Source organism: Streptomyces lusitanus, assembly GCF_042647945.1.
Lineage (GTDB): Bacteria > Actinomycetota > Actinomycetes > Streptomycetales > Streptomycetaceae > Streptomyces > Streptomyces pseudogriseolus.
In genome coordinates this window covers 140,789-164,682 of sequence record NZ_JBHRWL010000011.1, presented here as the reverse complement: position 1 = coordinate 164,682, position 23,894 = coordinate 140,789, and the positions used below count along the sequence as shown (strand labels likewise).

The following is a 23,894-nucleotide window of genomic DNA, read 5'->3' as shown; positions in this document are numbered from 1 at the left end:
GGAGCCTCCGGTGGGCGACGATGGGTCACGTGCCTTCCGGACGACGCCCACCCGAACCGTTCACCCCGTTCACCCCGTTCGATTTCCAGCTGGTGCTGCTGCGCCGCATGGCCGACCACAATCCCGGCCCGGTGGAGGACGCCCGGCGCACGCTGGGCGCGTCCCTCGCCGACATGCGGGAGGCCAACCGGCGCTGGCAGGCGATGGTCCGCTCGCCGCGCCCCCGCCCGGCGCTGTCCCGGTACCGCTCGGTGCTCGGCGAGCCGGAGTCACGCGTCCCGCGCCGGGTCGGCGACCTGGACTGCGAGGCGTGGCGGTGGCCGGTGCCGCTCTGGCCGGACCTGCGCTTCGAGGTGCTGACCCCGGCCGGCGGGGGCGCGGTGTGGAACGAGTGGCTGGTCCGCGCGCCGGACGCGCCCGCGCCCGCGCTGCGCACGCTGGAGGACCTCACGCCCTGGTCGTGCACGGTGGACGAGGCCGCCCGCGCCTTCGCCCCGGCCCGCCCGCTGGAGGGCTCGGCGCCCACCCGGTGGGGGCTGGCCTTCACCGCCCCGGACGCGCGGGGCCGGCGTCACGAGGTCGTCGCCGAGTTCACCTGGGGGCTGCTCCAGCGGACGGCCGTCAGCTCCCCGCCGCCTCGATGATCCGCTCCACGACGGCCGGGAGCGAGCCGGGGTGCAGCCACAGGAACAGGTTCGGCTCGACCAGCTCCAGCTCCATCACCCGGGGCCGCCCGTCGTCGCCGTCCACCAGGTCCACCCGCGCGTACAGCAGTTCCGGCGCGCCGGGCACGGCGGCCAACGCGGCTTCCGCGACGCCGAGTTCGTCGGCGGCAGGGGTCCAGGCGGTCAGCCCTGGGTGGGCCGTCTTCCGCCGGTCGTAGGGGGTGCCGGGGGCCAGGACCGGCCCCTTCCTGCTGGCGTGCAGCGGCGTCCCGCCGAAGAACTGGAGCGCCCGCTCCCCGCCGCTGTCGACGGCCCGCATGTACGGCTGCACCATCGCGGTGAACCCGTCGTCGTGCAGCCGCCGCACATGCCGTACGGCGGTGTCGTGCTCGTCGGGGGTGTAGCGGGCCGCGAACCGGGCGCCGGCGCCGGAGGCCGGCTTGACCACGAACTCGCCCGGACCGTCCGGGAGTTCCACCGCGTCCCCGGGCGCCAGATACCGCGTCTCCACCACGGGCACCCTGGCCGCGGCGAGGTCCGCGAGGTAGCGCTTGTCGGTGTTCCAGCGCACCACGTCCGCCGGATTGGCCAGCCGGGTCAGCGCGCCGCACCGCTCGGCCCACGCGGTGAACTCGGCCGCCCGCCAGCTGTAGTCCCAGGTGGAGCGGATCACGGCGAGGTCGAACCGGGCCCAGTCGACGCGGCCGTCGTCCCACACCTCGGCGGACGCCTGGGCCCCGGCCTCGTTCAACGCCCGCACCAGCACCGGGAGATCCCGGTCCTCGGCCACGTCGGGCCCGTCCGCACAGGTCACCAGCGCGACACGCACCACACCGCCTCACCCCTCCCTCGACTCGCCCGGCTCCCCCGACTTTCCCGGCCGTCCTGGCCGTCCCGGCTTCCGAGGAGGCTAACAACCCCCCGGCAGGGGGCGTGCGACTAGCGGTCCTCCTCCGGGTCCCAGTCGAGCAGGCGGACCTTGGCGACGGTGCGGACATGGCGGCGCATGGCGGCGGCGGCCTGGCGGGGGCGGCCCTCGGCGATCGCGTCGAGGATCGCCCGGTGCTGGGCCAGCGAGCGGTGGGGGCGGCCGGGCTGGCGCAGCGACTCGGTGCGGCTCTCGGCGATCTGCTCCGCGATGGAGCGCATGAACTCCGCGAGCAGGGCGCTGTGCGCGGCCGCCGTCACCGCCGCGTGGAACCGGCGGTCGCCCTCCACGCCCGCGCCGCCCGCGTCGATCTCCTCGGCCATGTGCGCGAGCGCGGACCGCATCGCGGACAGGTCGTCGTCCGTGCGCCGCTCGGCGGCCAGTTCGGCGAGCTTGGTCTCCAGGGCCTCCCGCGCCTCCAGCACGTCGGGCAGCCGGCGGCGCCGCTCCACCATCCGCTCGACCGGCTCGGCGTCGAGGCTGTCGCGGACCAGATAGGTGCCGCCGCCGTGCCGGGCCTCGACCAGCCCCTGCACCTCCAGCACGACGATCGCCTGCTTCACGGAGGCGCGGCTCACGCCGAGCCGCTGGGCCAGGTCGCGCTCCGGCGGGAGGCGGTCCCCGGCGCGCAGGCCGCCCTCGGCAACGTACTGGCGCAGCCGGTCCAGCACTTGCTCGTACAGCCGCTGTTTCGCCATCGGGCGCAGGGCGTCGGTCACGGCGGTCCCCCTCTCGCCGGGAGATTAGCACCGGGGCGCCCCGAGTGGCCGAGTGGCTGAGCCAATTCGTGCGCGACCCCTTGACGCGCCTCCGCGGGGGCCGCACGCTGTGCGACCGAACGGATTACGCCATTCCAGCGCCGCAAGTGGTTCAGCCACTCAGCCACTCGGGAGCCCGCATGTCCCCCGAACTCCTCTCCGTCCTCGTCCTCGCGGTGGTGTTCGTCATCGCCACCACCCGCTCCGTGAACATGGGGGCGCTCGCCTTCGCCGCCGCCTTCGGGGTCGGCACCCTCGTCGCCGACCTCGACGCGGACGGCGTCTTCGCCGGCTTCCCCGGTGACCTGTTCGTCGTCCTGGTCGGCGTCACCTACCTGTTCGCCCTGGCCCGCGCCAACGGCACCACCGACTGGCTGGTGCACGCGGCCGTACGGGCGGTGCGGGGGCGGGTCGCGCTGATCCCGTGGGTGATGTTCGCCCTGACCGGCGCGCTCACCGCGATCGGCGCGGTCAGCCCGGCCGCGGTCGCGATCGTCGCGCCGATCGCGCTGAGCTTCGCCTCCCGGTACGGCATCAGCCCGCTGCTGATGGGCGCGATGGTCGTGCACGGCGCCCAGGCCGGCGGTTTCTCGCCGATCAGCATCTACGGCTCGATCGTCAACGGCATCGTGGAGCGCGAGAAGCTCCCCGGCAGCGAGATCACCCTGTTCCTCGCCTCCCTGCTGGCGAACCTGGTCATCGCGGCGGTGGTGTTCGCCGTGTGCGGCGGCCCGAAGCTGTGGCGGCAGGGGGCGGTCGTCGAGACCGGGACCGCGGCGCCGAAGGGTGACGCGACGAAGGGTGACGCGACGAAGGGTGACGCCGGGACCGACAGCGACTCAGGGAGCGGTGCCGCCGGCAGCGGAACCGGCGGTGCGGGCACCCGTACCGCGCCCGCCGCCACGGTCACCCGCACCGACGCCGTCCCGGCCGCCGCCGTCCCGCTCACCGCCCCGGTCGTCGCCACCCTCGTCTGTCTGGTCGCCCTCGTCGTCGCCGTCCTCGGCTTCGACCTGGACGCGGGCCTCACCGCCATCACCCTCGCGGTCGTGCTCAGCACCGTCTGGCCGGACGACAGCCGCCGCGCCGTCACCGAGATCGCCTGGCCGACCGTCCTGCTGATCTGCGGCGTCCTCACCTACGTCGGCGTCCTGGATGAGATGGGCACCATCACCTGGGCCGGGGAGGGCGTGGGCGGCATCGGCGTCCCGCTGCTCGCCGCGGTGCTGCTCTGCTACATCGGCGCGATCGTGTCCGCGTTCGCCTCCTCCGTCGGCATCATGGGCGCGCTGATCCCGCTCGCCGTGCCCTTCCTGGCCCAGGGCGAGATCGGCGCGGTCGGCATGGTGGCCGCGCTGGCGGTGTCGGCGACGGTGGTGGACGTCAGCCCCTTCTCCACCAACGGCGCCCTGGTCCTCGCCGCCGCCCCGGACGTCGACCGCGAGCGGTTCTTCCGGCAGCTCATGGCGTACGGCGGGATCGTCGTCGCGGCGGTCCCGGCGGTGGTGTGGCTGGTGATGGTGGTACCCGGCTGGGGGTAGGACACCCTGGACCCGGCGGCCACCGGCCACGGCGACTGCAGCAACGTGACGACAGCGACCAAGGAGTACGACGCGTGTCCTCTCTCTTCCCGGCCCTCACCGACGGCCCGGCCGGCGCCCACGCCGGCCGTCCCGCCCTGCGCTTCGGCGAGCGCTCACTGACGTACGGGCAACTCGCCGCCGCGGCCGGCGCGGTGGCCGGGGACCTCAAGGGGGTGCGCCGGGCCGCCGTGTGGGCCACGCCGACCCTGGAGACGGCCGTCGCGGTCACCGCGGCCCTGCTCGCCGGGGTGGCCGTGGTCCCGCTCAACCCGAAGTCGGGCGAGCGGGAGCTGGGCCACATCCTCGGCGACAGCGCCCCCGACGTGCTCCTCGCCGCGCCCGGCGCACCGCTGCCCGACGCGTCGGCCGCCCTGCCCCGCGTCGACGTGGACCCGGCCCGCGGCGCCGACCCGGGTTCGGTGCCCGACGACCGGGAGCGCGACCCGGAGGACCCCGCCCTGATCGTCTACACCTCCGGCACCACCGGCCCGCCCAAGGGCGCGGTCATCCCCCGCCGTTCGCTCGCCTCGACGCTGGACGCCCTCGCCGACGCCTGGCGGTGGACCGACGCGGACGTGCTGGTGCACGGCCTGCCGCTGTTCCACGTGCACGGCCTGGTCCTCGGCACGCTGGGCCCGCTGCGCCGCGGCGGCGCGGTGCGCCATCTGGGCCGCTTCACCACCGAGGGCGTGGCCCGCGAGCTGAACGACGGCGCGACCATGCTGTTCGGCGTGCCGACGATGTACCACCGCATCGCGGAGGCGCTGCCCGCCGAACCGGACCTGGTGCGGGCGCTGTCCGGGGCCCGGCTGCTGGTGTCGGGCTCGGCCGCGCTGCCGGTGCACGACCACGAGCGGATCACGGCGGCGACCGGCGCCCGGGTCGTCGAGCGGTACGGCATGACGGAGACGCTGATGAACACCAGCGTCCGCGTCGACGCCGAGACCCGCCCCGGCTCGGTCGGCGTGCCGCTGCCCGGCGTCGAACTGCGGCTGGTCGAGGAGGACGGCACCCCGGTGACGTCGTACGACGGCGAGACGGTGGGCGAGATCCAGGTGCGCGGGCCGAACCTGTTCACCGAGTACCTCAACCGGCCCGACGCCACCGCCGAGGCGTTCACCGCCGACGGCTGGTTCCGCACCGGCGACATGGCGGTCCGCGACCCCGGCGGCGACGTCCGCATCGTCGGCCGCAAGGCCACCGACCTGATCAAGAGCGGCGGCTACAAGATCGGCGCGGGCGAGATCGAGAACGCGCTGCTGGAGCACCCGGGCGTCAAGGAGGCGGCCGTCACCGGGGAGCCGGACGCCGACCTCGGCGAGCGGATCGTGGCGTGGGTGGTGCCGGCCGACCCGCAGTCCCCGCCCGGCCTGGACGAGCTGGCGGACCATGTGGCCGCGCGCCTCGCCCCGCACAAGCGGCCCCGCGTCGTCCGCCATCTCGACGTGCTGCCCCGCAACGACATGGGGAAGATCATGAAGCGGGCGCTGACGCATGACTGACCGCGCCTCGGCGCGCGAGGCCCTCGCCCTGGTCACCGGCGGTTTCACCGAACTGCCGTACCCGGAGCGGGAGTCGGCGCCGGACGGCCCGCTCGGCTGGCCCGGCTACGACGCCGCCCGCGCCCGCGCGGCCGCACGCACCGGCGAGGACGAGTCCGTGGTCTGCGCGGTGGCGGACGTCGAAGGCACCCGGGCGGTGCTGATCGCGTTCGAGTTCGGCTTCCTCGGCGGCTCCCTCGGCGAGCGCACCGGCGACCGCCTGGAGGCCGCGTACGCGCACGCCGTGACGCACCGGCTGCCGCTGGTGTCCCTGGTCGCCACCGGCGGCAGCCGTATGCAGGAGGGCATGCTCGCCCTGACCCAGCTCCAGCGGGTGGCGCGTGCGTCGGCGCGCGCCCGGGAGGCCGGGCTGCCGCTGATCGCGGTGCTGCGGGACCCCACGACCGGCGGTGGCTGGGCCACCCTGGGCGCGGGCGCGGACGTCGTGCTCGCGCTGCCCGGCGCGCAGGTCGGCTTCGCCGGCTCCCGGGTCCGCCCGCCGGGCGCCGACCCCACGGCCTACACGGCGGAGGCGCAGGTCGCGGCGGGCGCGGCGGACGCGGTGGTCCGGCCGGAGGAGCTGCGCGCCACGCTCGGCCGCTGGCTGCGCCTGCTGACCCGCCCCTCCGCCGACCCGGCCCCGCCGCCGTTCGCCCTGGGCGCGGCGGACCTGCCGGCCACCGGCTGGGACGCGGTACGCCGCGCCCGCTCACCGCACCGCCCGCGCACCGCCGCCTATCTGGACGCGTACTTCACCTCACGCGTCACGCTCTCCGGCGACCGCTGCGGCGGCGCCGACCCCGACGGCATGCTCTGCGGCTTCGGCGACCACGAGGGCCGTACGGTCGCCTACGCGGCGCAGACCGGCACGGCCACCCGTCCCGCCGGCTACCGCACGGCCGCCCGCCTGGTCCGGCTGGCCGGCCGCCTCGGCATCCCGGTGCTGACCCTGGTGGACACCCCAGGGGCGGCCAACGACGCGGAGGCGGAACGGCAGGGCGCGGGCCCGGCCATCGCGGACCTGTTCGCCGCCGTCGCCGCCGCCCGCACCCCGCTGACCACCCTGGTCATCGGCGAGGGCGGCTCCGGCGGCGCACTCGCGCTCGCCGCGCCGCACAACACCTGGGCCACGCCGGACAGTTACTTCTCGGTGATCGCCCCGGAACTGGCGGCGGCCATCCTGAAGCGCCCCCCGTCGGAGGTCCGGCCCACGGCGGACGCCCTCCGCATCCGTCCGCAGGACCTGGTGGAGCTGGGGGTGGTACGGGGGATCGTGGGGCGGGGCCCCGAGAGTCCGTAGCCGGCCGACCGCCGCGCCGCCTGGAGACCCCTCGGTCCCGCCCGGCCCGAGACCATCTGTCACCTGGTCAGAAGGAGCTGCAAGGGCGTCAGCCCGTGCCCGTGGGCCCACGGCCCCCCGTTCGGCGGCCCCTCTCCCGGCCCCCCAGGAAAGGCGCCGCGCCCGCCCGGCGCGCACGATGCGAAGAGGCCCGCCGTCCGGCGGGCCTCCGGCCGCGCACTCGGGAGGAACTGCCGTGACCGCCAGTCTGGAGCAGCTGCGCCGCTGCCACTTCGCCGTCGACCTGGGCGCGGCCCGCACCCGGGTGTACGTGAAGGGCGCCGGCCTCGTCGTCGACCAGCCCTCCGTCGCCGCCGTGAACACCCGTACCGGAGCGCTGATCGCGGTCGGCGAGTTCGCGGAGAAGATGACGGGGCGCACCCCCGACTACATCCGCGTCGTCCGGCCCGTGACCGGCGGCACCGTCGTCGACATCGAGATGGCGCAGCGGATGCTGCGTCAGCTCATCGGCGACCGGACCCGCCGCGCCCTGCGCCGCAGGCCCCGGCTGCGGGCGGCGGCCTGCACCCCGCACGACGCCGACCCGCTCGCCCAGCGCGCCGCGATCGAGACGATGGTGGGTCTCGGCGCCCGCCGGGTGGAGCTGGTGGACACACTGATCGCGGCGGCCGTCGGCTGCGGGCTGCCGGTGGAGCGTCCCGAGGCCACCATGATCATGGTGTGCGGCGCGGCGGCCACCCAGGTGGCCGTGCTGTCGCTCGGCTCGATCGTGCGGGCCGAGCGCATCCCGGTGGGCGGCGAGGCGGTGGACGCGGCGATCGTGCAGCACCTGCGCCACCAGCACGAACTGATGCTGCCCAGCCAGTCCGTACGTCCGCTCCAGATCGCGCTGGAGGGGAACGGGCTGACCCCCGAGGGGCCGGAGGTCACGGAGATCCACGGCCGGGACGTCGCCACGGGGCTGGCCCGGTCGGTCAAGGTGGACACGGCGGCGGTGCGGCGCGCCATCCAGACGCCGCTGACCGCCGTGCTGGACGGCATCGGCAAGGTGCTGCGGGACTGCCCGCCCGACCTGGTCGCCGACCTGGCCGACCGGGGCATCATGATGGTCGGCGGCAGCGCCCTGCTGCCGGGCCTGGACCAGATGCTGCGTCAGGCGACCGGCATGCCGGTGCACATCGCGGAGCGCCCGGAGCTGTGCGCCGTGGAGGGGCTCGGCGCCATGCTGGAGGGCCGTATCGCCCCGATGGTCCTGGACCCCCTGGGCGCCTGAGACACATCTCCGTCGCCACAACGCACCTCCGGGCCTGCCCGCACCCCCACGGGCAGGCCCTCGTGCGTTCCCGGCCGTTCCCGCCGGGCGGTGTGTACCGCGGCTCAAGGTGGGCAGGCGCATCCGCAGCGCAGCACGCCGGCCACCCACGAGCACCGACAGGGCGGTGACATGACTTCCGCGGCTTCGTTCCCCCCGGGACGGCAGGACACCTTGGTCATCGGCGGTCGCATGGACGCGGACCGGGCGCTGCTCGCCCCGCGCGGGGAGCTGGTGCGCGGCTGCGCCCAGATGCTGGCCGAGAGACTGGCCGGGCTGCCCGCCGGCACGGCGCGGGTCGACCTGGACATGAGCGGTGTGCACTTCATGGACACCGCCGGTCTGGAGTTCCTGGAGGTGCTGCGCGAGCACGCGCGCCGGCGGTCCATGCCGGTCACGACGGCCCGCTGGAGCGGGCAGCCGCGCCGCATCCTGGAGCTGGCCGGGCTGGACACCACGGACCCGCTGCGCTCCCCCGCCCCGCGCCCGTCGCCCGCCGGGTCTGCGGTGGCGCTGGAGCGCCAGGAGCGGCTGCACCTGCTCCAGGAGGAGGTGGAGCAGCTGCGGCAGGCCATCGCCTCCCGCCCGGTCATCGACCAGGCGCGCGGCATCCTGATGGCGACGTACGGCTGCACCTCGGACGAGGCGTGGCACATCCTGCGGGAGGCGTCCCAGCTGTCCAACACCAAGCTGCGCGCCGTCGCCGAGTCGCTGACGGCCTGCGCGGAGGCGGAGGGCACTCCCCCGCCGCCGGAGGTGCGCACGGCCCTGGCCCGCGCCCTCGCCCGCCGCGCCGCGCGGTGACATCGCCGCGCGCGGGGTACTCGTAGTCGCCGTAACGACGGGCATCGCGACAGGGAGGCGGCACGATGAGCGAGCACACTCCGTCCCAGGCCGAGGGCGACCGGGACGACAGCGAATGGACCGTCCCCGACGTGGTGCACACGACGCCCTCGCAGGCGGAAGGGGAGCGCGACCCGTCGGACGCGCCGACGGCGTCCGACGACAACGCCGTACGGGGGACGCACGAGGGCGGGTGACCCCGGTGCGGCGAAGGCGGTTCCGCGGAACCTGACGTGGTGGTGGGGCGGGTGGGACTCGAACCCACGGCCGACGGATTATGAGTCCGCTGCTCTAACCGGCTGAGCTACCGCCCCATAGCGGCGTGTCGCGTACATGTGTGCGCGCCGTCTGCCGCAGCATAGCCGCTCATACGATCTCCTGCTTCGGATGGTCGGCTGCGTACGGGCCTGTTGACCATGAAGACAGCGCCGCGTCGCGCGCGGTTCCACCGGACTTGAAACCGGACATGAAAAAGGACCCCTTCGGGGTCCTCGTTCAGCATGCTCCCCCGACTGGACTCGAACCAGTAACCTGCCGGTTAACAGCCGGCTGCTCTGCCAATTGAGCTACGGAGGACCGAGCTCCCCCGACTGGACTCGAACCAGTAACCTGCCGGTTAACAGCCGGCTGCTCTGCCAATTGAGCTACGGAGGAATGCCTCGTTCTGCATCGAACGCACCCGCCTGGGTATCCGCCAGGGGGCGCGCGCTCGCTGCGACACATACATTAGCGCAAGCAGGGGGGTGCTCCGCCAATCGGTACTCCCCGGCCCGTCGCCGCGCCGGAGACCCACGCAGACTGGAACAACGGGAAGGGTGGCCGCCATGCGATACCGGCTCACGTTCGTCGCCGGAGTCGTCCTGGGTTACGTGCTGGGCACGAAAGCAGGGCGGGAGCGCTACGAGCAGATGAAGAGGTCAGCGCTTCAGCTGGCGCAGAACCCCGCGGTCCGCAACACGGCGGAGACCGCGGCCCAGCAGAGCCGTGACTTCGCCGACAAGGCGTACCACGCGGTGAGCGACAAGGTCGGCGACCGTATGCCCGACTCGGTCGCCCAGCGCGTGCACGCCCTGCGGGAGCGCACCGCCCACGGCCCGGCCGAGGACGACTGGGGCACGAGCAACACCTGACGGACACCGCATCTGTCCCCATGCGGCAAAATCGCCGTATGGGGATAGTCGCCGGGCTGGACAGTGCGCCCGATTTCACTCGCATCGTCGTCTGTGACACGGACACCGGGGGCGTGCTCAGGCAGGGGTACGCCCCGCACCCGGTGCAGGGTCCCGACGCCGGCCGCTCCTCGGACGTCGACCCGCAGGCCTGGCTGCTGTCCTTGGGCGAGGCCGCGAGCGGCGGACTGCTGGAGGGCGTGCAGGCCATCGGCGTGTCCGCGCAGGCGGGCGCGCTGGTGCCGCTGGACGCGCAGGGCAACACGGTCCGCCCGGCGATGACCGGGGGCGACAAGCGCGCGCAGGTCGCGGCGGCCGATCTGGTCGACGCGTTCGGCGGGCGTGAGTCGTGGGCGCAGGCCGTGGGCTGTGTGCCGGGCGCCGCGCAGCCGGTGACCAAGCTGCGCTGGATGGCCCGTACCGAACCGGAGAGCGCGGCGCGCACCGCCGTGCTGCTCCAGGCGCAGGACTGGCTGGTGTGGCAGCTGCTGGGCCGGCCGGTGCGCCGGACCACCGACCGGGGCGGCGCCTCCGGCACCGGCTACTGGGCGGCGGCCACCGGCGGTTACCGGCCCGACCTGGTGGAGCTGGCGCTCGGGCACCAGGCGATGCTGCCCGAGGTGATCGGCCCGGCCGACGCGGCCGGCACCACCCCCGAGGGGCTGATGATCTCCGCCGGCACGGCGGACACGATGGCGGCGGCGTTCGGGCTCGGCATCGGGCTCGGCGACGCGGTGGTGTCGCTGGGCGCGTCCGGCTCGGTGATGGCCGTGCACCCCGAGGCGCTCGTCGACCGCACCGGCATGATCACGTCGCTGGCCGACGCGACCGGCATGCACCTGCCCGTCGTCACCACGCTGAACGCGGTGCGGGCGCTGCGCGGCACCGCGGAACTGCTGGGGCTGCCGGACCTGGAGAGCCTGTCCGACCTTGCGATGAAGTCGACGCCGGGCGCGCACGGGCTGGTGCTGCTGCCGTACCTGGAGGGCGAGCGCACCCCGAACCTGCCGCACACCGCCGGGACCCTCGCGGGCCTGCGGCGGGAGTCGATGAAGCCGGAGCACCTGGCGCGGGCGGCGTTCGAGGGGATGCTGTGCGGGCTCGCCGACGCGCTGGACGTGCTGCGCGGCCGGGGCGTGGAGGTGCGGCGGGTGTTCCTGCTCGGTCCTGCGGCCGAGCTGCCCGCCGTACAGGCGGCGGCGCCCGCGCTGTTCGGGGCGCAGGTGGTCGTGCCGCAGCCCGCGGACTACGCGGCGACGGGCGCGGCCCGGCAGGCGGCCTGGGCGCTCGGCGTCTCGCAGGGCGTCCTCGATCCGCGGACCCCGCCGGTGTGGCCGGGTCCGGTGGCACAGGTGCTCGACCCGGGCGAGGAGCTGGCGGTCGGTCAGGCGGTGCGCCAGCAGTACGTGGCGGTGCGCGAGCAGATCCACCCCGGGGCGTTCCAGCAGTAGACGGAGGGCGTGCCAGCAGTAGGCCGCGGGCAAGGGCCCGTAAATGGGTTGAAGTAACGCGGGTGGAGTGTTCGACGATAGGGGCCAAGGGCAACCATTGGCCCCGCCAGTCCACTCCGAGAGATGCAGCGTGCTCATAAGACTTCTACGTGACCGCCTACGCCCCTACAAAAGACCCCTCGCCCTCCTGGTGGCCCTGCAGTTCCTCCAGACCTGCGCCACGCTCTACCTGCCCACGCTGAACGCGGACATCATCGACAACGGCGTCGTCCAGGGTGACACCGGTTACATCCTGGGTTACGGCGGTCTGATGATCGGCATCTCGCTGGCTCAGGTCGTCTGCAACGTCGGCGCCGTGTACTACGGGGCCCGGACCGCGGCCGCCCTGGGGCGGGACCTGCGCGCCGCGGTCTTCGACCGGGTGCAGTCCTTCTCCGCCCGTGAGATGGGCCACTTCGGCGCTCCGTCGCTGATCACGCGAACGACGAACGACGTCCAGCAGATCCAGATGCTCACCCTGATGGCGTTCACGCTGATGGTGTCGGCGCCGATCATGTGCGTGGGCGGTGTGGTGCTGGCGCTCGGCCTGGACGTGCCGCTGTCCGGGGTGCTGGTCGCGGTGGTGCCGGTGCTGGGCGTCTGCGTGACGCTGATCGTGCGCCGGCTGCGGCCGCTGTTCCGCGCCATGCAGAAGCGGCTGGACACGGTGAACCGGGTGCTGCGCGAGCAGATCACCGGCAACCGGGTCATCCGCGCGTTCGTGCGGGACGCCTACGAGCAGCGGCGGTTCCACGGGTCCAACACCGAGCTGACCGATGTGTCGCTGCGCGCCGGCAATCTGCTCGCGCTGATGTTCCCGGTGGTCATGACGGTGGTGAACCTGTCGTCGATCGCGGTGGTGTGGTTCGGCGCGCACCGCATCGACAGCGGCGGGATGCAGATCGGCGACCTGACGGCGTTCCTCGCCTATCTGATGCAGATCGTCATGTCGGTGATGATGGCCACCTTCATGTTCATGATGGTGCCGCGCGCCGAGGTGTGCGCCGAGCGCGTCCAGGAGGTGCTGGACACCTCCTCGAGCGTGGTGCCGCCCGCCGCGCCCGTCACCGAGCTGCGCCGGCACGGGCACCTGGAGCTGCGGGGCGCGGGCTTCCGCTACCCGGGCGCCGAGGAGCCGGTGCTGAAGGCCGTCGACCTGGTGGCGCGGCCCGGCGAGGTCACCGCCGTCATCGGCTCCACCGGCAGCGGCAAGTCCACGCTGCTGGGGCTGGTGCCGCGGCTGTTCGACGCGACCGAGGGCGAGGTGCTGGTCGACGGGGTGCCGGTGGCGGACGTCGACCCGGCGCTACTCGCCCGTACCGTCGGGCTGGTACCGCAGAAGCCGTACCTGTTCGCGGGCACGGTGGCGACCAATCTTCGCTACGGCAACCCGGACGCCACGGACGAGGAGCTGTGGCACGCGCTGGAGGTGGCGCAGGGCAAGGACTTCGTGGAGCGGCTGGAGGGCGGCCTGAACGCGCCGATCGCGCAGGGCGGGACGAACGTCTCCGGCGGTCAGCGCCAGCGCCTGGCGATCGCCCGGACGCTGGTGCAGCGCCCGGAGATCTACCTCTTCGACGACTCCTTCTCCGCGCTCGACTACGCCACCGACGCGGCCCTGCGCGCGGCGCTCGCGCGGGAGACGGCCGAGGCGACGGTGGTGATCGTCGCCCAGCGGGTGGCGACCATCCGGGACGCCGACCGGATCGTGGTGCTGGACGAGGGCCGGGTCGTCGGCACCGGACGGCACCACGAACTGATGGCGGACAACGAGACCTACCGGGAGATCGTGCTCTCCCAGCTGACGGAAGCGGAGGCGGCCTGATGGCGGGGCCTGGGGGCCGGATGACGGCCGGGGTCGCGCCCGGCCAGCGGTCGATCGACTTCAAGGGGTCCAGCAAGCGGCTGCTCGCCCGCTTCGCACCGGAACGGCTCACCATGTACGGGCTGCTGGCCTGTGTGGTGGTGAGCGTGGCGCTCAGCGTGGTCGGGCCGAAGATCCTCGGCCGGGCCACCGACCTGGTGTTCGCGGGCATCGTCGGCCGTGACATGCCGGAGGGCGCCACCAAGGAGCAGGTGCTGGAGTCGATGCGGGAGCGCGGCGACGGCCAGGTCGCCGACATGCTCCGCTCCACGGACTTCACGCCGGGTCAGGGCATCGACTTCACCGCGGTGGGACACGTCCTGCTGCTGGCGACGGCGGTGTTCGTGGCGGCCGGGCTGCTGATGGCGGCGGCGACGCGGCTGGTGAACCGGGCCGTGAACCGCACCGTGTTCCGGATGCGCGAGGACGTGCAGACGAAGCTGTCGCGGCTGCCGCTGTCGTACTTCGACAAGCGGCAGCGCGGTGAGGTGCTGAGCCGGGCCACCAACGACATCGACAACCTCGGCCAGACGCTCCAGCAGTCGCTGGGCCAGCTGATCAACTCGCTGCTCACCATCGTCGGCGTGCTCGCGATGATGTTCTACGTCTCCTGGATCCTCGCGCTGGTCGCGCTGGTGACGGTGCCGCTGTCGTTCGTCGTCGCCACCCGCGTCGGCAAGCGGTCGCAGCCGCACTTCGTGCAGCAGTGGCGCTCCACCGGCACGCTCAACGCGCACGTGGAGGAGATGTACACCGGGCACGCCCTGGTGAAGGTGTTCGGGCGGCAGGAGGAGTCGGCGCGGAAGTTCGCCGAGGAGAACGACGCGCTCTACGAGGCCGGATTCAAGGCGCAGTTCAACAGCGGTGTCATGCAGCCGCTGATGATGTTCGTGTCGAACCTCAACTACGTGCTGGTCGCGGTCGTCGGCGGTCTGCGGGTGGCCTCCGGGTCGCTGTCCATCGGTGACGTGCAGGCGTTCATCCAGTACTCGCGGCAGTTCTCGATGCCGCTGACGCAGGTCGCGTCGATGGCGAACCTGGTGCAGTCGGGCGTGGCCTCCGCGGAGCGGGTCTTCGAGATCCTCGACGCCGAGGAGCAGAAGGCCGACCCGTCGCCCGCCGAGCGGCCCGGACAGCTGCGCGGCCGGGTGGAGCTGGAGCACGTGTCGTTCCGCTACGACCCGGAGAAGCCGCTGATCGAGGACCTGTCGCTGACGGTCGAACCGGGCCGCACGGTCGCCATCGTCGGCCCCACCGGCGCCGGCAAGACCACGCTGGTCAACCTGCTGATGCGGTTCTACGAGGTGACCGGTGGACGGATCACCCTGGACGGCGTGGACATCGCGCGGATGTCCCGCGACGACCTGCGCTCCGGCATCGGCATGGTGCTCCAGGACACCTGGCTGTTCGGCGGCACCATCGCGGAGAACATCGCGTACGGCGCGTCCCGCGAGGTCACCCGGGAGGAGATCGAGGAGGCGGCCCGGGCCGCGCACGCCGACCGGTTCGTCCGCACCCTGCCCGACGGGTACGACACCGTCATCGACGACGAGGGCAGCGGGGTCAGCGCGGGCGAGAAGCAGCTGATCACCATCGCGCGGGCGTTCCTGTCGGACCCGGTGATCCTGGTGCTGGACGAGGCGACGAGCTCCGTCGACACGCGTACGGAGGTGCTGATCCAGAAGGCGATGGCCCGGCTGGCGCACGGCCGCACGTCGTTCGTCATCGCGCACCGGCTCTCCACGATCCGCGACGCGGACACCATCCTGGTGATGGAGAACGGCGCGATCGTCGAACAGGGCGCGCACGACAAGCTGCTGGCGGCGGACGGCGCGTACGCCCGCCTCTACAAGGCGCAGTTCGCGCAGGCGGTCACCGAGGTGGACTGACGCCTCTCGCCGGAGGGGCTGCGTCCAGCCCCTCCGGCGTTTGAGGAGCGGGGGTCCGGGGGCGGCGCCCCTTTCAGCCCCTCCGGCGCTCGAGGAGCGGGGGTCCGGGGGCGGCGCCCCCGGGACGGGACGGGAAGGGGCGGCGGCGAGGAAACCTCAGTCCAGATAGCCGCGCAACTGGTCCGCGTAAGCGTGATCGCGAAGCTTGTTCAGCGTCTTGGACTCGATCTGCCGTATCCGCTCACGCGTCACCCCGAACAGACGCCCGATCTCCTCCAGGGTGCGGGGCCGGCCGTCGACCAGCCCGTAGCGCAGCTGCACCACCTTGCGTTCGCGCTCCCCCAGCGTCGACAGCACCGCATCCAGATGCTGACGCAGCAGCAGGAACGCCGCCGACTCCACAGGGCTGGCGGCGTCGCCGTCCTCGATGAGGTCGCCGAGCGCGACGTCGTCCTCCTCGCCCACGGGCGCGTGCAGCGACACCGGCTCCTGGGCCAGCCGCAGCACCTCGCCCACCCGCTCGGGCGGCAGCTCCAGATGGGCGGCGACCTCCTGCGGCGTCGGCTCGTAGCCGCGCTCCTGGAGCATCCGCCGCTGGACGCGCACCACGCGGTTGATCAGCTCCACGACGTGCACCGGCACCCGGATGGTGCGGGCCTGGTCGGCGAGCGCCCGGGACATGGCCTGCCGGATCCACCAGGTCGCGTACGTGGAGAACTTGAAGCCGCGCGCGTAGTCGAACTTCTCCACGGCCCGGATCAGGCCGAGGTTGCCCTCCTGGACCAGGTCGAGCATGGTCAGCCCGCGCCCCACGTACCGCTTGGCCACGGACACGACCAGCCGCAGGTTCGCCTCGATGAGACGGCGCTTGGCCATGCGGCCCATGACGACGAGCCGGTCCAGGTCGTGCGCGAGCCGGCTGTCCAGGTCGGGGGTGAGGCGGAGCTTCTCCTCGGCGAACAGGCCGGCCTCGACCCGGCGGGCCAGCTCCACCTCCTCGGCGGCGGTGAGCAGCGGGATGCGGCCGATCTCCCGCAGGTACTGGCGGAACAGGTCGGAGGTGGGACCGCCGGTCTCCGGCCGCACCCGCGGGTCGACGGGCTCGGCCGGCTCCACGGCGTCCGGCGGCCCGGCCTCGACGGGGTCCTCTCCGTCCGGCGCGGGCGGCTCGGAACCGGTTCCGGTCCCGGTCCCGGGGCGCTGTCCGACGCGGCTCTGCGCGGGCATCGCCACCAGCAGATCCGCGTCCGGCTGTGCGCCGACGACGTCGGTGTCGGTCTGGGTGAGGGTCTGGGTCTGCACGGGGGCGACCTCCAGGATGATCGCTGCCTGGGGGTGGGGCAGCGGTACTTCAGGGGCGGAGTCGACGGCCTCGCCGCTGTCCGTCCCGTACGCGATGAGCGGAACCGCGGGGGTGTGCGACCCGTCGCCGACGGGCCGGCCGCGCTCCGAGGACTCAGGCACCGCCCCCAGTGTGGGGTACGACACATCGTCACCACGAGGGGCGTGCGATGACTTTTTGCGTCCGGCCCGTCACCGCCCGGTCATCCGGACGGCCCGGCGCCCGCGTGGGACACGGCGTGTGCGCGGGACGACGGGTGCCTACAGGGCCGCCGCGCCGTGTTCGCGCAGTGCCTGGTCGTACTGCTGGAGGACCCACAACTCGTTCTGCACGGCGGACTGTTCGGCCTGGTCGGCGTGGTTCGACAGGCGGGCGAGCTTGCCGTTGACCTCGCGGACCCGGCGCTCGACGGCCCGGCGCCGCACCCGGACCAGCACCTCGCCCGCGTACACCTCGTCGACCGCCCGGCGCATGATCGCCTCGACCGCCAGCTCCGTGACCATCGCGCGGACCGTGTCGTCGGGGGCCGCGTCGCGGACGCGGATCAGGTACTCCTGCGGGTCCTGGACGCCGTACTCGGCGCCGCCCGCGTCCAGGATCGCCTGGCGCACCGCCGCGTAGGGCGGGGCGGTGAACTCGTCGACGCCGTACGCGTCGAAGGCCGGCGAGACCAGCTCCGGCCGCTGGAGGGCGAGCTTGAGCAGCTCGCGCTCGGTGGCGAAGACCGGGTTGCGCAGGTTCAGGGCGGGGCCGCGGGGGGCGGCCGGGGCGGCGGCGTACTGCTGGGGGCCGCCGGCGCCGGGCCTGCCGCGCTCGGGGGCCGGGCCCTTGCCGCCGCGGTCGCGGGCCCAGCGGGCGAGCTGGGCGACCCGCTTGACCACGAACTGCGTGTCCAGGATGCCGAGCATCCCGGCGAGCTGGACGGCGACCTCGTGCTGGGCGCCGCTGTTCTTGATCCGGGCGACGACCGGCGCGGCCTCGTCCAGGGCGGCGGCGCGTCCGGCCGGGGTGTCCAGGTCGTAGCGGCTCACGATCTGGCGGAGCGCGAACTCGAACAGCGGGGTGCGCGGCTCGGCCAGGTCGGCGACCGCCTCGTCGCCCTTGGCCAGGCGCAGGTCGCAGGGGTCCATGCCGTCGGGCGCGATGGCGATGTACGTCTCGGCGGCGAACTTCTGGTCGTCCTCGAAGGCGCGCAGGGCGGCCTTCTGCCCGGCCGCGTCCCCGTCGAAGGTGAAGATCACGCGCGCCGAGCCGTTGTCCATCAGCAGGCGGCGCAGGATCTTGATGTGGTCGGAGCCGAAGGCGGTGCCGCAGGTGGCGATGGCGGTGGTGACGCCCGCGAGGTGGCAGGCCATGACGTCGGTGTAGCCCTCGACGACCACCGCGCGGGAGGACTTCGCGATGTCCTTCTTCGCCAGGTCGATGCCGTAGAGGACCTGGGACTTGCGGTAGATCGCCGTGTCGGGCGTGTTGAGGTACTTCGGGCCGTTGTCCGCCTCGTAGAGCTTGCGGGCGCCGAAGCCGACGACGTCCCCGCCGATGTCCCGGATGGGCCACATGAGCCGGCCGCGGAAGCGGTCGATGGGGCCGCGGCGGCCCTCCTGGGCGAGCCCGGAGAGCACCAGCTCCTTGTCGCTGAAGCCCTTGCCGCGCAGGAAGCGGGTGAGGTGGTCCCAGCCCTGGGGGCTGTAGCCGACGCCGAAGTGCACGGCGGCGGCCTGGTCGAAGCCGCGCTCGGCGAGGAAGACCCGGCCGGTCTCCGCCTCGGGGGCGGTCGCCAGCTGTTCCGCGTACCACTCGGCGGCCAGCTTGTGCGCCTCGACCAGGCGGATGCGCTCCCCGCGCTGGTGGGTCGGGTTGTACCCGCCCTCCTCGTAGCGCAGGGTGATGCCGGCCTGTCCGGCCAGGCGCTCGACCGCCTCCGAGAAGGAGAGGTGGTCGATCTTCATCACGAACGTGATGGTGTCGCCGCCCTCCTGGCAGCCGAAGCAGTGGAAGAGTCCCTTGCTCGGGCTGACCTGGAAGGACGGCGACTTCTCGTCGTGGAACGGACAGAGGCCCTTGAGGTTGCCGCCGCCCGCGTTGCGCAGCTGGAGGTACTCGGACACCACGGCGTCGATCGGGACCGCGTCCCGAACCGCCTTCACGTCCTCGTCGTTGATCCTCCCGGCCACGCGTGAATTCTACGGGGCTCCTGTGACATCTCCGGTCCGGGCAGCGCCCCCTCAGGGGCGCGGGGAGCGGCGCGACCAGCCACAACGAAGCCGCACCCGCGACGAAACAGCCCCCGGCACCCCCTAGGCGACCAGACTCTCCAACGGCACATGCGGATCCGCCAACGCCTCCGTGTCCACCGCCTCCCGCGACCGAATCAACCGCTGGATCGGATCCGTGACATCCCACACATTCACGTTCATCCCGGCCAGCACCCTCCCCTCCCGCACCCAGAACGCGATGAACTCCCGCTTCCCCGCATCGCCCCGGATGACCACCTGGTCGTAGGACCCGGGCGGCGCCCACCCCGAGTACTCCATGCCCAGGTCGTACTGGTCGGTGAAGAAGTACGGGACGCGGTCGTAGACCTCGTCCCGCCCGAGCATCGCCCGCGCCGCCGCCGGCCCGCCGTTCAGCGCGTTGGCCCAGTGCTCCACCCGCAGCCGGGTCGAGAACAGGCCGTGCGGGAAGGACGCGACGTCTCCGGCCGCGTAGATGTCCGGGTCGGACGTGCGCAGCCGCTCGTCGACGAGGACGCCCCCGCCGGACGCGGGGTCCGCCAGCTCCAGGCCCGCCGCCTCCGCGAGGGCGGTCCGCGGGGCGGCGCCGATCGCGGCGAGCACCGCGTGCGCCGGGTGCTCCTCACCGTCGTCGGTGCGGGCGGCGAGGACCATGCCGTCCTGGCCGGTGATCTCGGTGAGCGTGGCGCCGAAGTGGAACCGCACGCCGTGCTCGCGGTGCAGTTCGGCGAAGAGCATGCCGAGCTCGGGGCCGAGCACCGAATGCAGCGGGGTCTGCCCCCGGTGGACGACGGTGACCTCCGCGCCGTAGTGCCGTGCGGCGGCGGCGATCTCCAGGCCGATCCAGCCCGCGCCGGCGATCACCAGGTGGCCGTTGTCCCGGCCGAGGGTGGAGAGGACGCCCTTGAGGCGCTCGGAGTGGGCGAGGCGGCGCAGATGGTGGACGCCGACGAGGTCGGTGCCGGGGATGTCGAGCCGGCGGGGTTCGGCGCCGGTGGCGAGGAGGAGCTTGTCGTAGCGGACGGTGGTGCCGTCCTCGCCGAAGCGGACGGTCTTCGCGGCGCGGTCCACGGCGGCGACGGTCGCCCCCAGGTGCAGTTCGACGTCGTGCCGCGCGTACCAGCCGGGCTCGTGCACGAAGACGCTGTCGCGCTCCGCCGAGCCGAGGAGGTAGCCCTTGGACAGCGGCGGACGCTCGTAGGGGTGGTCGCGTTCGTCGCAGATCAGTATCACGCGGCCGGTGAAGCCCTCCGCTCTCAGCGTCTCGGCCGCCTTCGCGCCGGCCAGGCCGCCTCCGACGATGACGAAAGTCTGATCCGCGTCGACCACGTGATGCCTCCTTCGAGGGTTGCCACCAGCGAGCCTCCCGCACCGGGAAGGCCGCGGGAAGGGGGAGTGACCCGATCAGGCCACCTGTCTCATGTTCCGTCTCACGTCCTGTCTCACGTACGGGCGGTGAGCCGGGCGTGCAGCGAGCGGGCCGAGGCGTCCGTCAGGGACGCGATCTGGTCCACGACGACCCGCTTGCGGGCGCGGTCGTCGGGCGCCCGGTCGAACAGCGTGCGGAACTGCGGGTCCAGTCCGTCGGGCGCGCGGGCGGTCAGCGCCTGAGCCAGCTCCAGCACGACGACGCGCTGGTCGGCGCGGAGCCGCTCCTGCTCGGCGCGCTGCATGACGTACCGGTCGGCGACCGCCTTGAGGACCGCGCACTCCATGCGGGTGGGGCGCGGGACGACCAGCTCGGCCGCGTACCGGGTGAGGCGGCCGGCGCCCCACGCCTGCCGGGTGGCCGTCTCGGCGGCCAGGCAGAAGCGGCCGATGAGCTGGCTGGTGGCGTCCTTGAGGCGGGCCTGGGCGACGGCGGTGCCGTCGTAGCCGTGCGGCCACCACTCCTGGGCGAGCAGCCGGTCGAGGGCCTCGGCCAGCTCGGCGGGGTCGGTGTCCGCCGGGACGTACCGGCCGACGGCGACCGCGAAGACCGCGTCCCGCTCCGGGTCGGCGTGCAGGCAGTTGGGGTCGATGTGGCCCGCGTGCAGCCCGTCCTCCACGTCGTGGACCGAGTACGCCACGTCGTCCGCCCAGTCCATGACCTGCGCCTCGAAGCAGGTGCGGGTGCCGGGGGCGTCCTCGCGGAGCCACTCGAAGACGGGGCGGTCGTCGTCGTAGACGCCGAACTTCACCGACGCCGGGTCGGTGGGGTGGGCGCCGCGCGGCCACGGGTACTTGGTGGCCGCGTCGAGGGCGGCCCGGGTGAGGTTGAGGCCGACGGAGCCCTCGGGGGTGAACCGCTTGGGCTCGATGCGGGTGAGCAGCCGCAGCGACTGGGCGTTGCCCTCGAAGCCGCCGCAGTCCCGGGCGAACTCGTTCAGCGCCTGTTCGCCGTTGTGCCCGAACGGCGGGTGGCCGAGGTCGTGGGAGAGGCAGGCGGCCTCCACCAGGTCGGGGTCGCAGCCGAGGGCGGCGCCCAGCTCCCGGCCGACCTGGGCGCACTCCAGGGAGTGGGTGAGGCGGGTGCGAGGGCTGGCGTCCCACACCTGGGCCTGCTCGCCGGGGGTGACGACCTGCGTCTTGCCGGCGAGGCGGCGCAGCGCCCCGGAGTGCAGCACGCGCGCCCGGTCGCGCTGGAAGGCGGTGCGGCCCGGACGCTTGTCGGGCTCGGCGGCCCAGCGCTCGACGGCCGACGGGTCGTACCCGGCGGGCGGGAGGTGGTTCGCGGACGGGGCGGTCGTGCCGGTCGTGATGCCTTCCATGACCCGACAGTAGCCCCGGCCGGTGACATCCCGGACACCGGTGGCCGGGTCGGGCCGTCCGTCAGGCCGTCAGGGTCGGGCCGTCACGTCAGCGCCACGTCAGGCCGTCGCGTCGGGCCGTCAGGTCGGGCCGTCGCGTCGGGCCGTCGCGTCGGGCCGTCAGGTCGGACCGTCGGTCAGGCCGTCGCGAGGGCGGCCGTCCCGGCGACAGGGGCGGCCGTCCCGGCGACGGGGGCGGGCGTCCGCAGTGCCTGGTCGTAGCGGTGGAGCAGCAGGCGAGCCATCGCGGGGTGGGTGCCCAGCGGGTCGGAGACGGTGCCGGGCGCCGCGTCCGCGCACTCGGCGGCGAACCGTCCGGGCGCGGTGAAGCAGGAGGCGACGGCGACCCGGGTGCGTCCGCGGGCGGCGAGGGCGCGGACCGCATCGGTGACGGTGGGCGCGGCGGCGGAGGCGTAGGCGGGGACGACGGGCACGCCGAGCCGGGCGGCGAGCAGCGCGGCGATGCGCCCGGTGTCGGCGCGGGACGCGGGGGCGCGGGACCCCGCGGCGGCCAGCACCACGGCGCTCCGGCGGCGGTCGTCCGCGTCCCGGGGCGCCTGCCATCCCGCCTCGGTGAGCCGGGCGTGCAGGGCGTCGACGAGCAGGGGGTGCGGGCCGAGCGGGTCGGCGACGCGGGCGGGCAGGGGGGCCGCGGCGGCGGCGTCGGGGATGTCCCGGGTGACGTGGTGGCCGCGGCCGAACAGCAGCGGGACGAGCACGGCGGACCCGGCGCCGGACGCGGCCAGGGCGTCGAGGGTGCCGGGGAGCAGCGGGGCGTTCAGCTCGATGTGGCCCAGGTGCACCGGCAGACCGGGCCGCAGCGCGCGGACCCGCTCCAGCAGCCGCAGCGCGGTGGCCAGGGCGCGCGGGTCGCGGCTGCCGTGGGCCACCACGACGAGGGCGGGGGGCGGGGCGGCCGGGCGGTGCCGGGCGCCGGGGTGCGGGGGGTACTGCGTGGGATACGCCGTCATGCAGCGAGCGTGACCGGACGAGGTTGCCCTGCCGTTGCGCCGGGGTCACGCGTGTTTGCGGGGTGTTCACGCGGGGGCGGGGGGCGGTGTGAGGCGGCGACGCCCGTGAGCCCGGTCACAGGGCGCGAACCAGGGGCCCCGGCCGGGCGTCTACGGGGTCATGGACCGACCCGAGGAAGGCCGTCCGATTTCTCCGCTGCACCGCTTCGCCCTCCGGCGTCCGCGGCTGCCGCGCACCCGCGCGGGACGGCGGCGGCTGCTGCGAGGCGTGGTGGCGGTGTGCGTGCTGGCGCTGCTGCCGGCGACCTGGCTGCGGCTGAGCACGGGCGACCGGCTGCGCACCGTCGCCGACGTGCCGCGCACCGAGGTGGCCGTGGTGTTCGGCGCGGGCCTGTGGGACGGGGAGCCGTCGCCGTACCTCGCGCACCGGCTGGACGCGGCGGCGGAGCTGTACCGCGCGGGGCGGATCCGGGTGGTGCTGGTCACCGGCGACAACAGCCGGAAGGACTACGACGAGCCGGACGCGATGCGCGCCTATCTGACCCGGCACGGGGTGCCCGGCACACGGATCGTCAGCGACTACGCGGGCTTCGACACCTGGGACTCCTGCGTCCGCGCCCGGAAGATCTTCGGGGTGGACCGCGCGGTCCTGATCAGCCAGGGCTTCCACATCCGCCGCGCGGTGGCCCTGTGCGAGGCGGCCGGGGTCACGTCGTACGGCGTCGGGGTGGACGACCGCCACGACGTCACCTGGTACTACGGCGCCGCCCGCGAGGTGCTGGCGGCGGGCAAGGCGGCGTGGGACGCGGCGTTCCGCCCGGACCCGCACTTCCTCGGCCCGAAGGAGCGGGGGGTGGAGCGGGCCCTCGCCGACGCCCGGGACCCGGGGACGCCGGACTGACGACGGCGCGTGCTCCAGTACGTTCGGCGTCATGGCGGACACGACGCGCATCACGGTGACCCTCCCGACAAAGCTGGTCGCCGAGCTGAGGAAGCTCACCGACGACGTCTCCGGCTACGCCGCCGAAGCGGTGGGGCGCCGGCTGCGGCACCAGTTGCTCGGCGCTGATCTTCGGCGCCACCAGGAGGAGTACGGCGCCTTCACCGAAGAGGAGCTCGCGGAGGCCCGTTCCCGGATCCACGGCCACGCCGAGGCAGGCGACTCGGCGAGCACGGCGTGAGCGGGCGCGTCGAGACGGTCGCCTGGGACGCCGAG

20 protein-coding genes and 3 tRNA genes are annotated in these 23,894 nt (G+C 74.0%); 13 read left to right on the top strand and 10 right to left on the bottom strand.

What is annotated here, in order from left to right; translation table 11 throughout:
- Positions 1-20: 20 nt before the first annotated feature.
- On the top strand, positions 21-644 hold the full coding sequence (locus tag ACFOSY_RS18690; RefSeq protein ID WP_394308213.1) for a hypothetical protein: 624 nt from the start codon (positions 21-23) through the stop codon (positions 642-644).
- Here ACFOSY_RS18690 and ACFOSY_RS18685 read toward each other — a convergent pair.
- Both ACFOSY_RS18685 and ACFOSY_RS18680 read right to left on the bottom strand, forming a co-directional pair.
- Entirely contained in the window at positions 622-1,497 is an 876-nt protein-coding gene (locus ACFOSY_RS18685) for an ATP-grasp domain-containing protein (protein ID WP_394308211.1), read from the bottom strand. The two genes, ACFOSY_RS18690 and ACFOSY_RS18685, sit on opposite strands and share 23 nt — an antisense overlap.
- Before the next feature lie 107 nt (positions 1,498-1,604).
- Positions 1,605-2,312 (bottom strand): FadR/GntR family transcriptional regulator, encoded by a 708-nt coding sequence (locus ACFOSY_RS18680; RefSeq protein WP_394308209.1) that lies wholly within the window; start codon positions 2,310-2,312, stop codon positions 1,605-1,607.
- Positions 2,313-2,491: 179 nt separating this feature from the next.
- On the opposite strand from ACFOSY_RS18680, the gene ACFOSY_RS18675 reads away from it, so the two are divergent.
- The 6 genes from ACFOSY_RS18675 (at position 2,492) to ACFOSY_RS18650 (ending at position 9,127) form a co-directional block, all read left to right on the top strand.
- A complete protein-coding gene (locus ACFOSY_RS18675) occupies positions 2,492-3,892 on the top strand; it encodes an SLC13 family permease (RefSeq protein WP_394308207.1) in 1,401 nt (466 codons plus the stop codon).
- 74 nt (positions 3,893-3,966) lie between these two features.
- The gene (locus tag ACFOSY_RS18670; RefSeq protein ID WP_394308206.1) at positions 3,967-5,436 is read left to right on the top strand and encodes an acyl-CoA synthetase; all 1,470 of its coding nucleotides are present in this window, start codon (positions 3,967-3,969) and stop codon (positions 5,434-5,436) included.
- Entirely contained in the window at positions 5,429-6,775 is a 1,347-nt protein-coding gene (locus ACFOSY_RS18665; RefSeq protein ID WP_394308203.1) for a carboxyl transferase domain-containing protein, read from the top strand. The genes ACFOSY_RS18670 and ACFOSY_RS18665 overlap by 8 nt, the downstream gene beginning before the upstream one ends.
- A 235-nt stretch (positions 6,776-7,010) precedes the next feature.
- Positions 7,011-8,048, top strand: coding sequence for a rod shape-determining protein (locus ACFOSY_RS18660; RefSeq protein ID WP_394308200.1), 1,038 nt, complete (start codon positions 7,011-7,013; stop codon positions 8,046-8,048).
- Between the two features lie 171 nt (positions 8,049-8,219).
- Positions 8,220-8,891: an ANTAR domain-containing response regulator gene (locus ACFOSY_RS18655; protein WP_394308197.1), complete on the top strand. Its 672-nt coding sequence runs from the start codon at positions 8,220-8,222 to the stop codon at positions 8,889-8,891.
- Positions 8,892-8,956: 65 nt separating this feature from the next.
- On the top strand, positions 8,957-9,127 hold the full coding sequence (locus tag ACFOSY_RS18650) for a hypothetical protein (protein WP_189408311.1): 171 nt from the start codon (positions 8,957-8,959) through the stop codon (positions 9,125-9,127).
- A 40-nt stretch (positions 9,128-9,167) separates the two neighbouring features.
- Here the strand turns inward: ACFOSY_RS18650 and ACFOSY_RS18645 are convergent.
- The 3 genes from ACFOSY_RS18645 to ACFOSY_RS18635 form a co-directional block, all read right to left on the bottom strand.
- Positions 9,168-9,244: transfer RNA gene (locus ACFOSY_RS18645), tRNA-Ile, on the bottom strand.
- Between the two features lie 189 nt (positions 9,245-9,433).
- Positions 9,434-9,506, bottom strand: a tRNA-Asn gene (locus ACFOSY_RS18640).
- Between the two features lie 5 nt (positions 9,507-9,511).
- Positions 9,512-9,584: transfer RNA gene (locus ACFOSY_RS18635), tRNA-Asn, on the bottom strand.
- 170 nt (positions 9,585-9,754) lie between these two features.
- Here ACFOSY_RS18635 and ACFOSY_RS18630 point away from each other — a divergent pair.
- From ACFOSY_RS18630 to ACFOSY_RS18615, 4 genes are all read left to right on the top strand, one after another.
- Positions 9,755-10,060 (top strand): hypothetical protein, encoded by a 306-nt coding sequence (locus tag ACFOSY_RS18630; RefSeq protein ID WP_006129687.1) that lies wholly within the window; start codon positions 9,755-9,757, stop codon positions 10,058-10,060.
- A gap of 38 nt (positions 10,061-10,098) precedes the next feature.
- Positions 10,099-11,550: a xylulokinase gene (locus ACFOSY_RS18625; RefSeq protein ID WP_394308194.1), complete on the top strand. Its 1,452-nt coding sequence runs from the start codon at positions 10,099-10,101 to the stop codon at positions 11,548-11,550.
- Positions 11,551-11,680: 130 nt separating this feature from the next.
- Positions 11,681-13,414, top strand: coding sequence for an ABC transporter ATP-binding protein (locus ACFOSY_RS18620; RefSeq protein WP_394308192.1), 1,734 nt, complete (start codon positions 11,681-11,683; stop codon positions 13,412-13,414).
- The gene (locus ACFOSY_RS18615) at positions 13,414-15,342 is read left to right on the top strand and encodes an ABC transporter ATP-binding protein (protein WP_394308190.1); all 1,929 of its coding nucleotides are present in this window, start codon (positions 13,414-13,416) and stop codon (positions 15,340-15,342) included. The genes ACFOSY_RS18620 and ACFOSY_RS18615 overlap by 1 nt, the downstream gene beginning before the upstream one ends.
- A 156-nt stretch (positions 15,343-15,498) precedes the next feature.
- Here the strand turns inward: ACFOSY_RS18615 and ACFOSY_RS18610 are convergent, their stop codons facing one another.
- From ACFOSY_RS18610 to ACFOSY_RS18590, 5 genes are all read right to left on the bottom strand, one after another.
- Positions 15,499-16,806 carry an RNA polymerase sigma factor gene (locus ACFOSY_RS18610; RefSeq protein WP_394308188.1) on the bottom strand — a complete coding sequence of 436 codons (1,308 nt, stop codon included), beginning with the start codon at positions 16,804-16,806 and terminating at the stop codon, positions 15,499-15,501.
- A gap of 138 nt (positions 16,807-16,944) precedes the next feature.
- Positions 16,945-18,858, bottom strand: a complete 1,914-nt coding sequence (gene dnaG / locus ACFOSY_RS18605; RefSeq protein WP_394308186.1) for a DNA primase — start codon at positions 18,856-18,858, stop codon at positions 16,945-16,947.
- A 123-nt stretch (positions 18,859-18,981) separates the two neighbouring features.
- Positions 18,982-20,247 carry an NAD(P)/FAD-dependent oxidoreductase gene (locus ACFOSY_RS18600; protein WP_394308184.1) on the bottom strand — a complete coding sequence of 422 codons (1,266 nt, stop codon included), beginning with the start codon at positions 20,245-20,247 and terminating at the stop codon, positions 18,982-18,984.
- Between the two features lie 113 nt (positions 20,248-20,360).
- The gene (locus ACFOSY_RS18595; RefSeq protein ID WP_394308182.1) at positions 20,361-21,668 is read right to left on the bottom strand and encodes a deoxyguanosinetriphosphate triphosphohydrolase; all 1,308 of its coding nucleotides are present in this window, start codon (positions 21,666-21,668) and stop codon (positions 20,361-20,363) included.
- A 176-nt stretch (positions 21,669-21,844) separates the two neighbouring features.
- Complete coding sequence (locus ACFOSY_RS18590; RefSeq protein WP_394308179.1) at positions 21,845-22,678, bottom strand: sirohydrochlorin chelatase; 834 nt, start codon at positions 22,676-22,678, stop codon at positions 21,845-21,847.
- 160 nt (positions 22,679-22,838) lie between these two features.
- On the opposite strand from ACFOSY_RS18590, the gene ACFOSY_RS18585 reads away from it, so the two are divergent.
- Together ACFOSY_RS18585 and ACFOSY_RS18580 are read left to right on the top strand one after the other, a co-directional pair.
- On the top strand, positions 22,839-23,579 hold the full coding sequence (locus ACFOSY_RS18585; protein WP_394308175.1) for a SanA/YdcF family protein: 741 nt from the start codon (positions 22,839-22,841) through the stop codon (positions 23,577-23,579).
- Between the two features lie 31 nt (positions 23,580-23,610).
- A complete protein-coding gene (locus ACFOSY_RS18580) occupies positions 23,611-23,859 on the top strand; it encodes a hypothetical protein (protein ID WP_394308173.1) in 249 nt (82 codons plus the stop codon).
- Positions 23,860-23,894: the final 35 nt, after the last annotated feature.

Excerpts from the sequence above, each read along its gene's own strand:
- ACFOSY_RS18590 (WP_394308179.1), bottom strand. The coding sequence starts at position 22,678 with ATGACGGCGTATCCCACGCAGTACCCCCCGCACCCCGGCGCCCGGCAC.
- ACFOSY_RS18580 (WP_394308173.1), top strand. The coding sequence starts at position 23,611 with ATGGCGGACACGACGCGCATCACGGTGACCCTCCCGACAAAGCTGGTC.
- ACFOSY_RS18585 (WP_394308175.1), top strand. The coding sequence starts at position 22,839 with ATGGACCGACCCGAGGAAGGCCGTCCGATTTCTCCGCTGCACCGCTTC.
- ACFOSY_RS18690 (WP_394308213.1), top strand. The coding sequence starts at position 21 with ATGGGTCACGTGCCTTCCGGACGACGCCCACCCGAACCGTTCACCCCG.
- ACFOSY_RS18655 (WP_394308197.1), top strand. The coding sequence starts at position 8,220 with ATGACTTCCGCGGCTTCGTTCCCCCCGGGACGGCAGGACACCTTGGTC.
- ACFOSY_RS18650 (WP_189408311.1), top strand. The coding sequence starts at position 8,957 with ATGAGCGAGCACACTCCGTCCCAGGCCGAGGGCGACCGGGACGACAGC.
- ACFOSY_RS18615 (WP_394308190.1), top strand. The coding sequence starts at position 13,414 with ATGGCGGGGCCTGGGGGCCGGATGACGGCCGGGGTCGCGCCCGGCCAG.
- ACFOSY_RS18630 (WP_006129687.1), top strand. The coding sequence starts at position 9,755 with ATGCGATACCGGCTCACGTTCGTCGCCGGAGTCGTCCTGGGTTACGTG.
- ACFOSY_RS18625 (WP_394308194.1), top strand. The coding sequence starts at position 10,099 with ATGGGGATAGTCGCCGGGCTGGACAGTGCGCCCGATTTCACTCGCATC.
- ACFOSY_RS18595 (WP_394308182.1), bottom strand. The coding sequence starts at position 21,668 with ATGGAAGGCATCACGACCGGCACGACCGCCCCGTCCGCGAACCACCTC.
- ACFOSY_RS18675 (WP_394308207.1), top strand. The coding sequence starts at position 2,492 with ATGTCCCCCGAACTCCTCTCCGTCCTCGTCCTCGCGGTGGTGTTCGTC.
- ACFOSY_RS18665 (WP_394308203.1), top strand. The coding sequence starts at position 5,429 with ATGACTGACCGCGCCTCGGCGCGCGAGGCCCTCGCCCTGGTCACCGGC.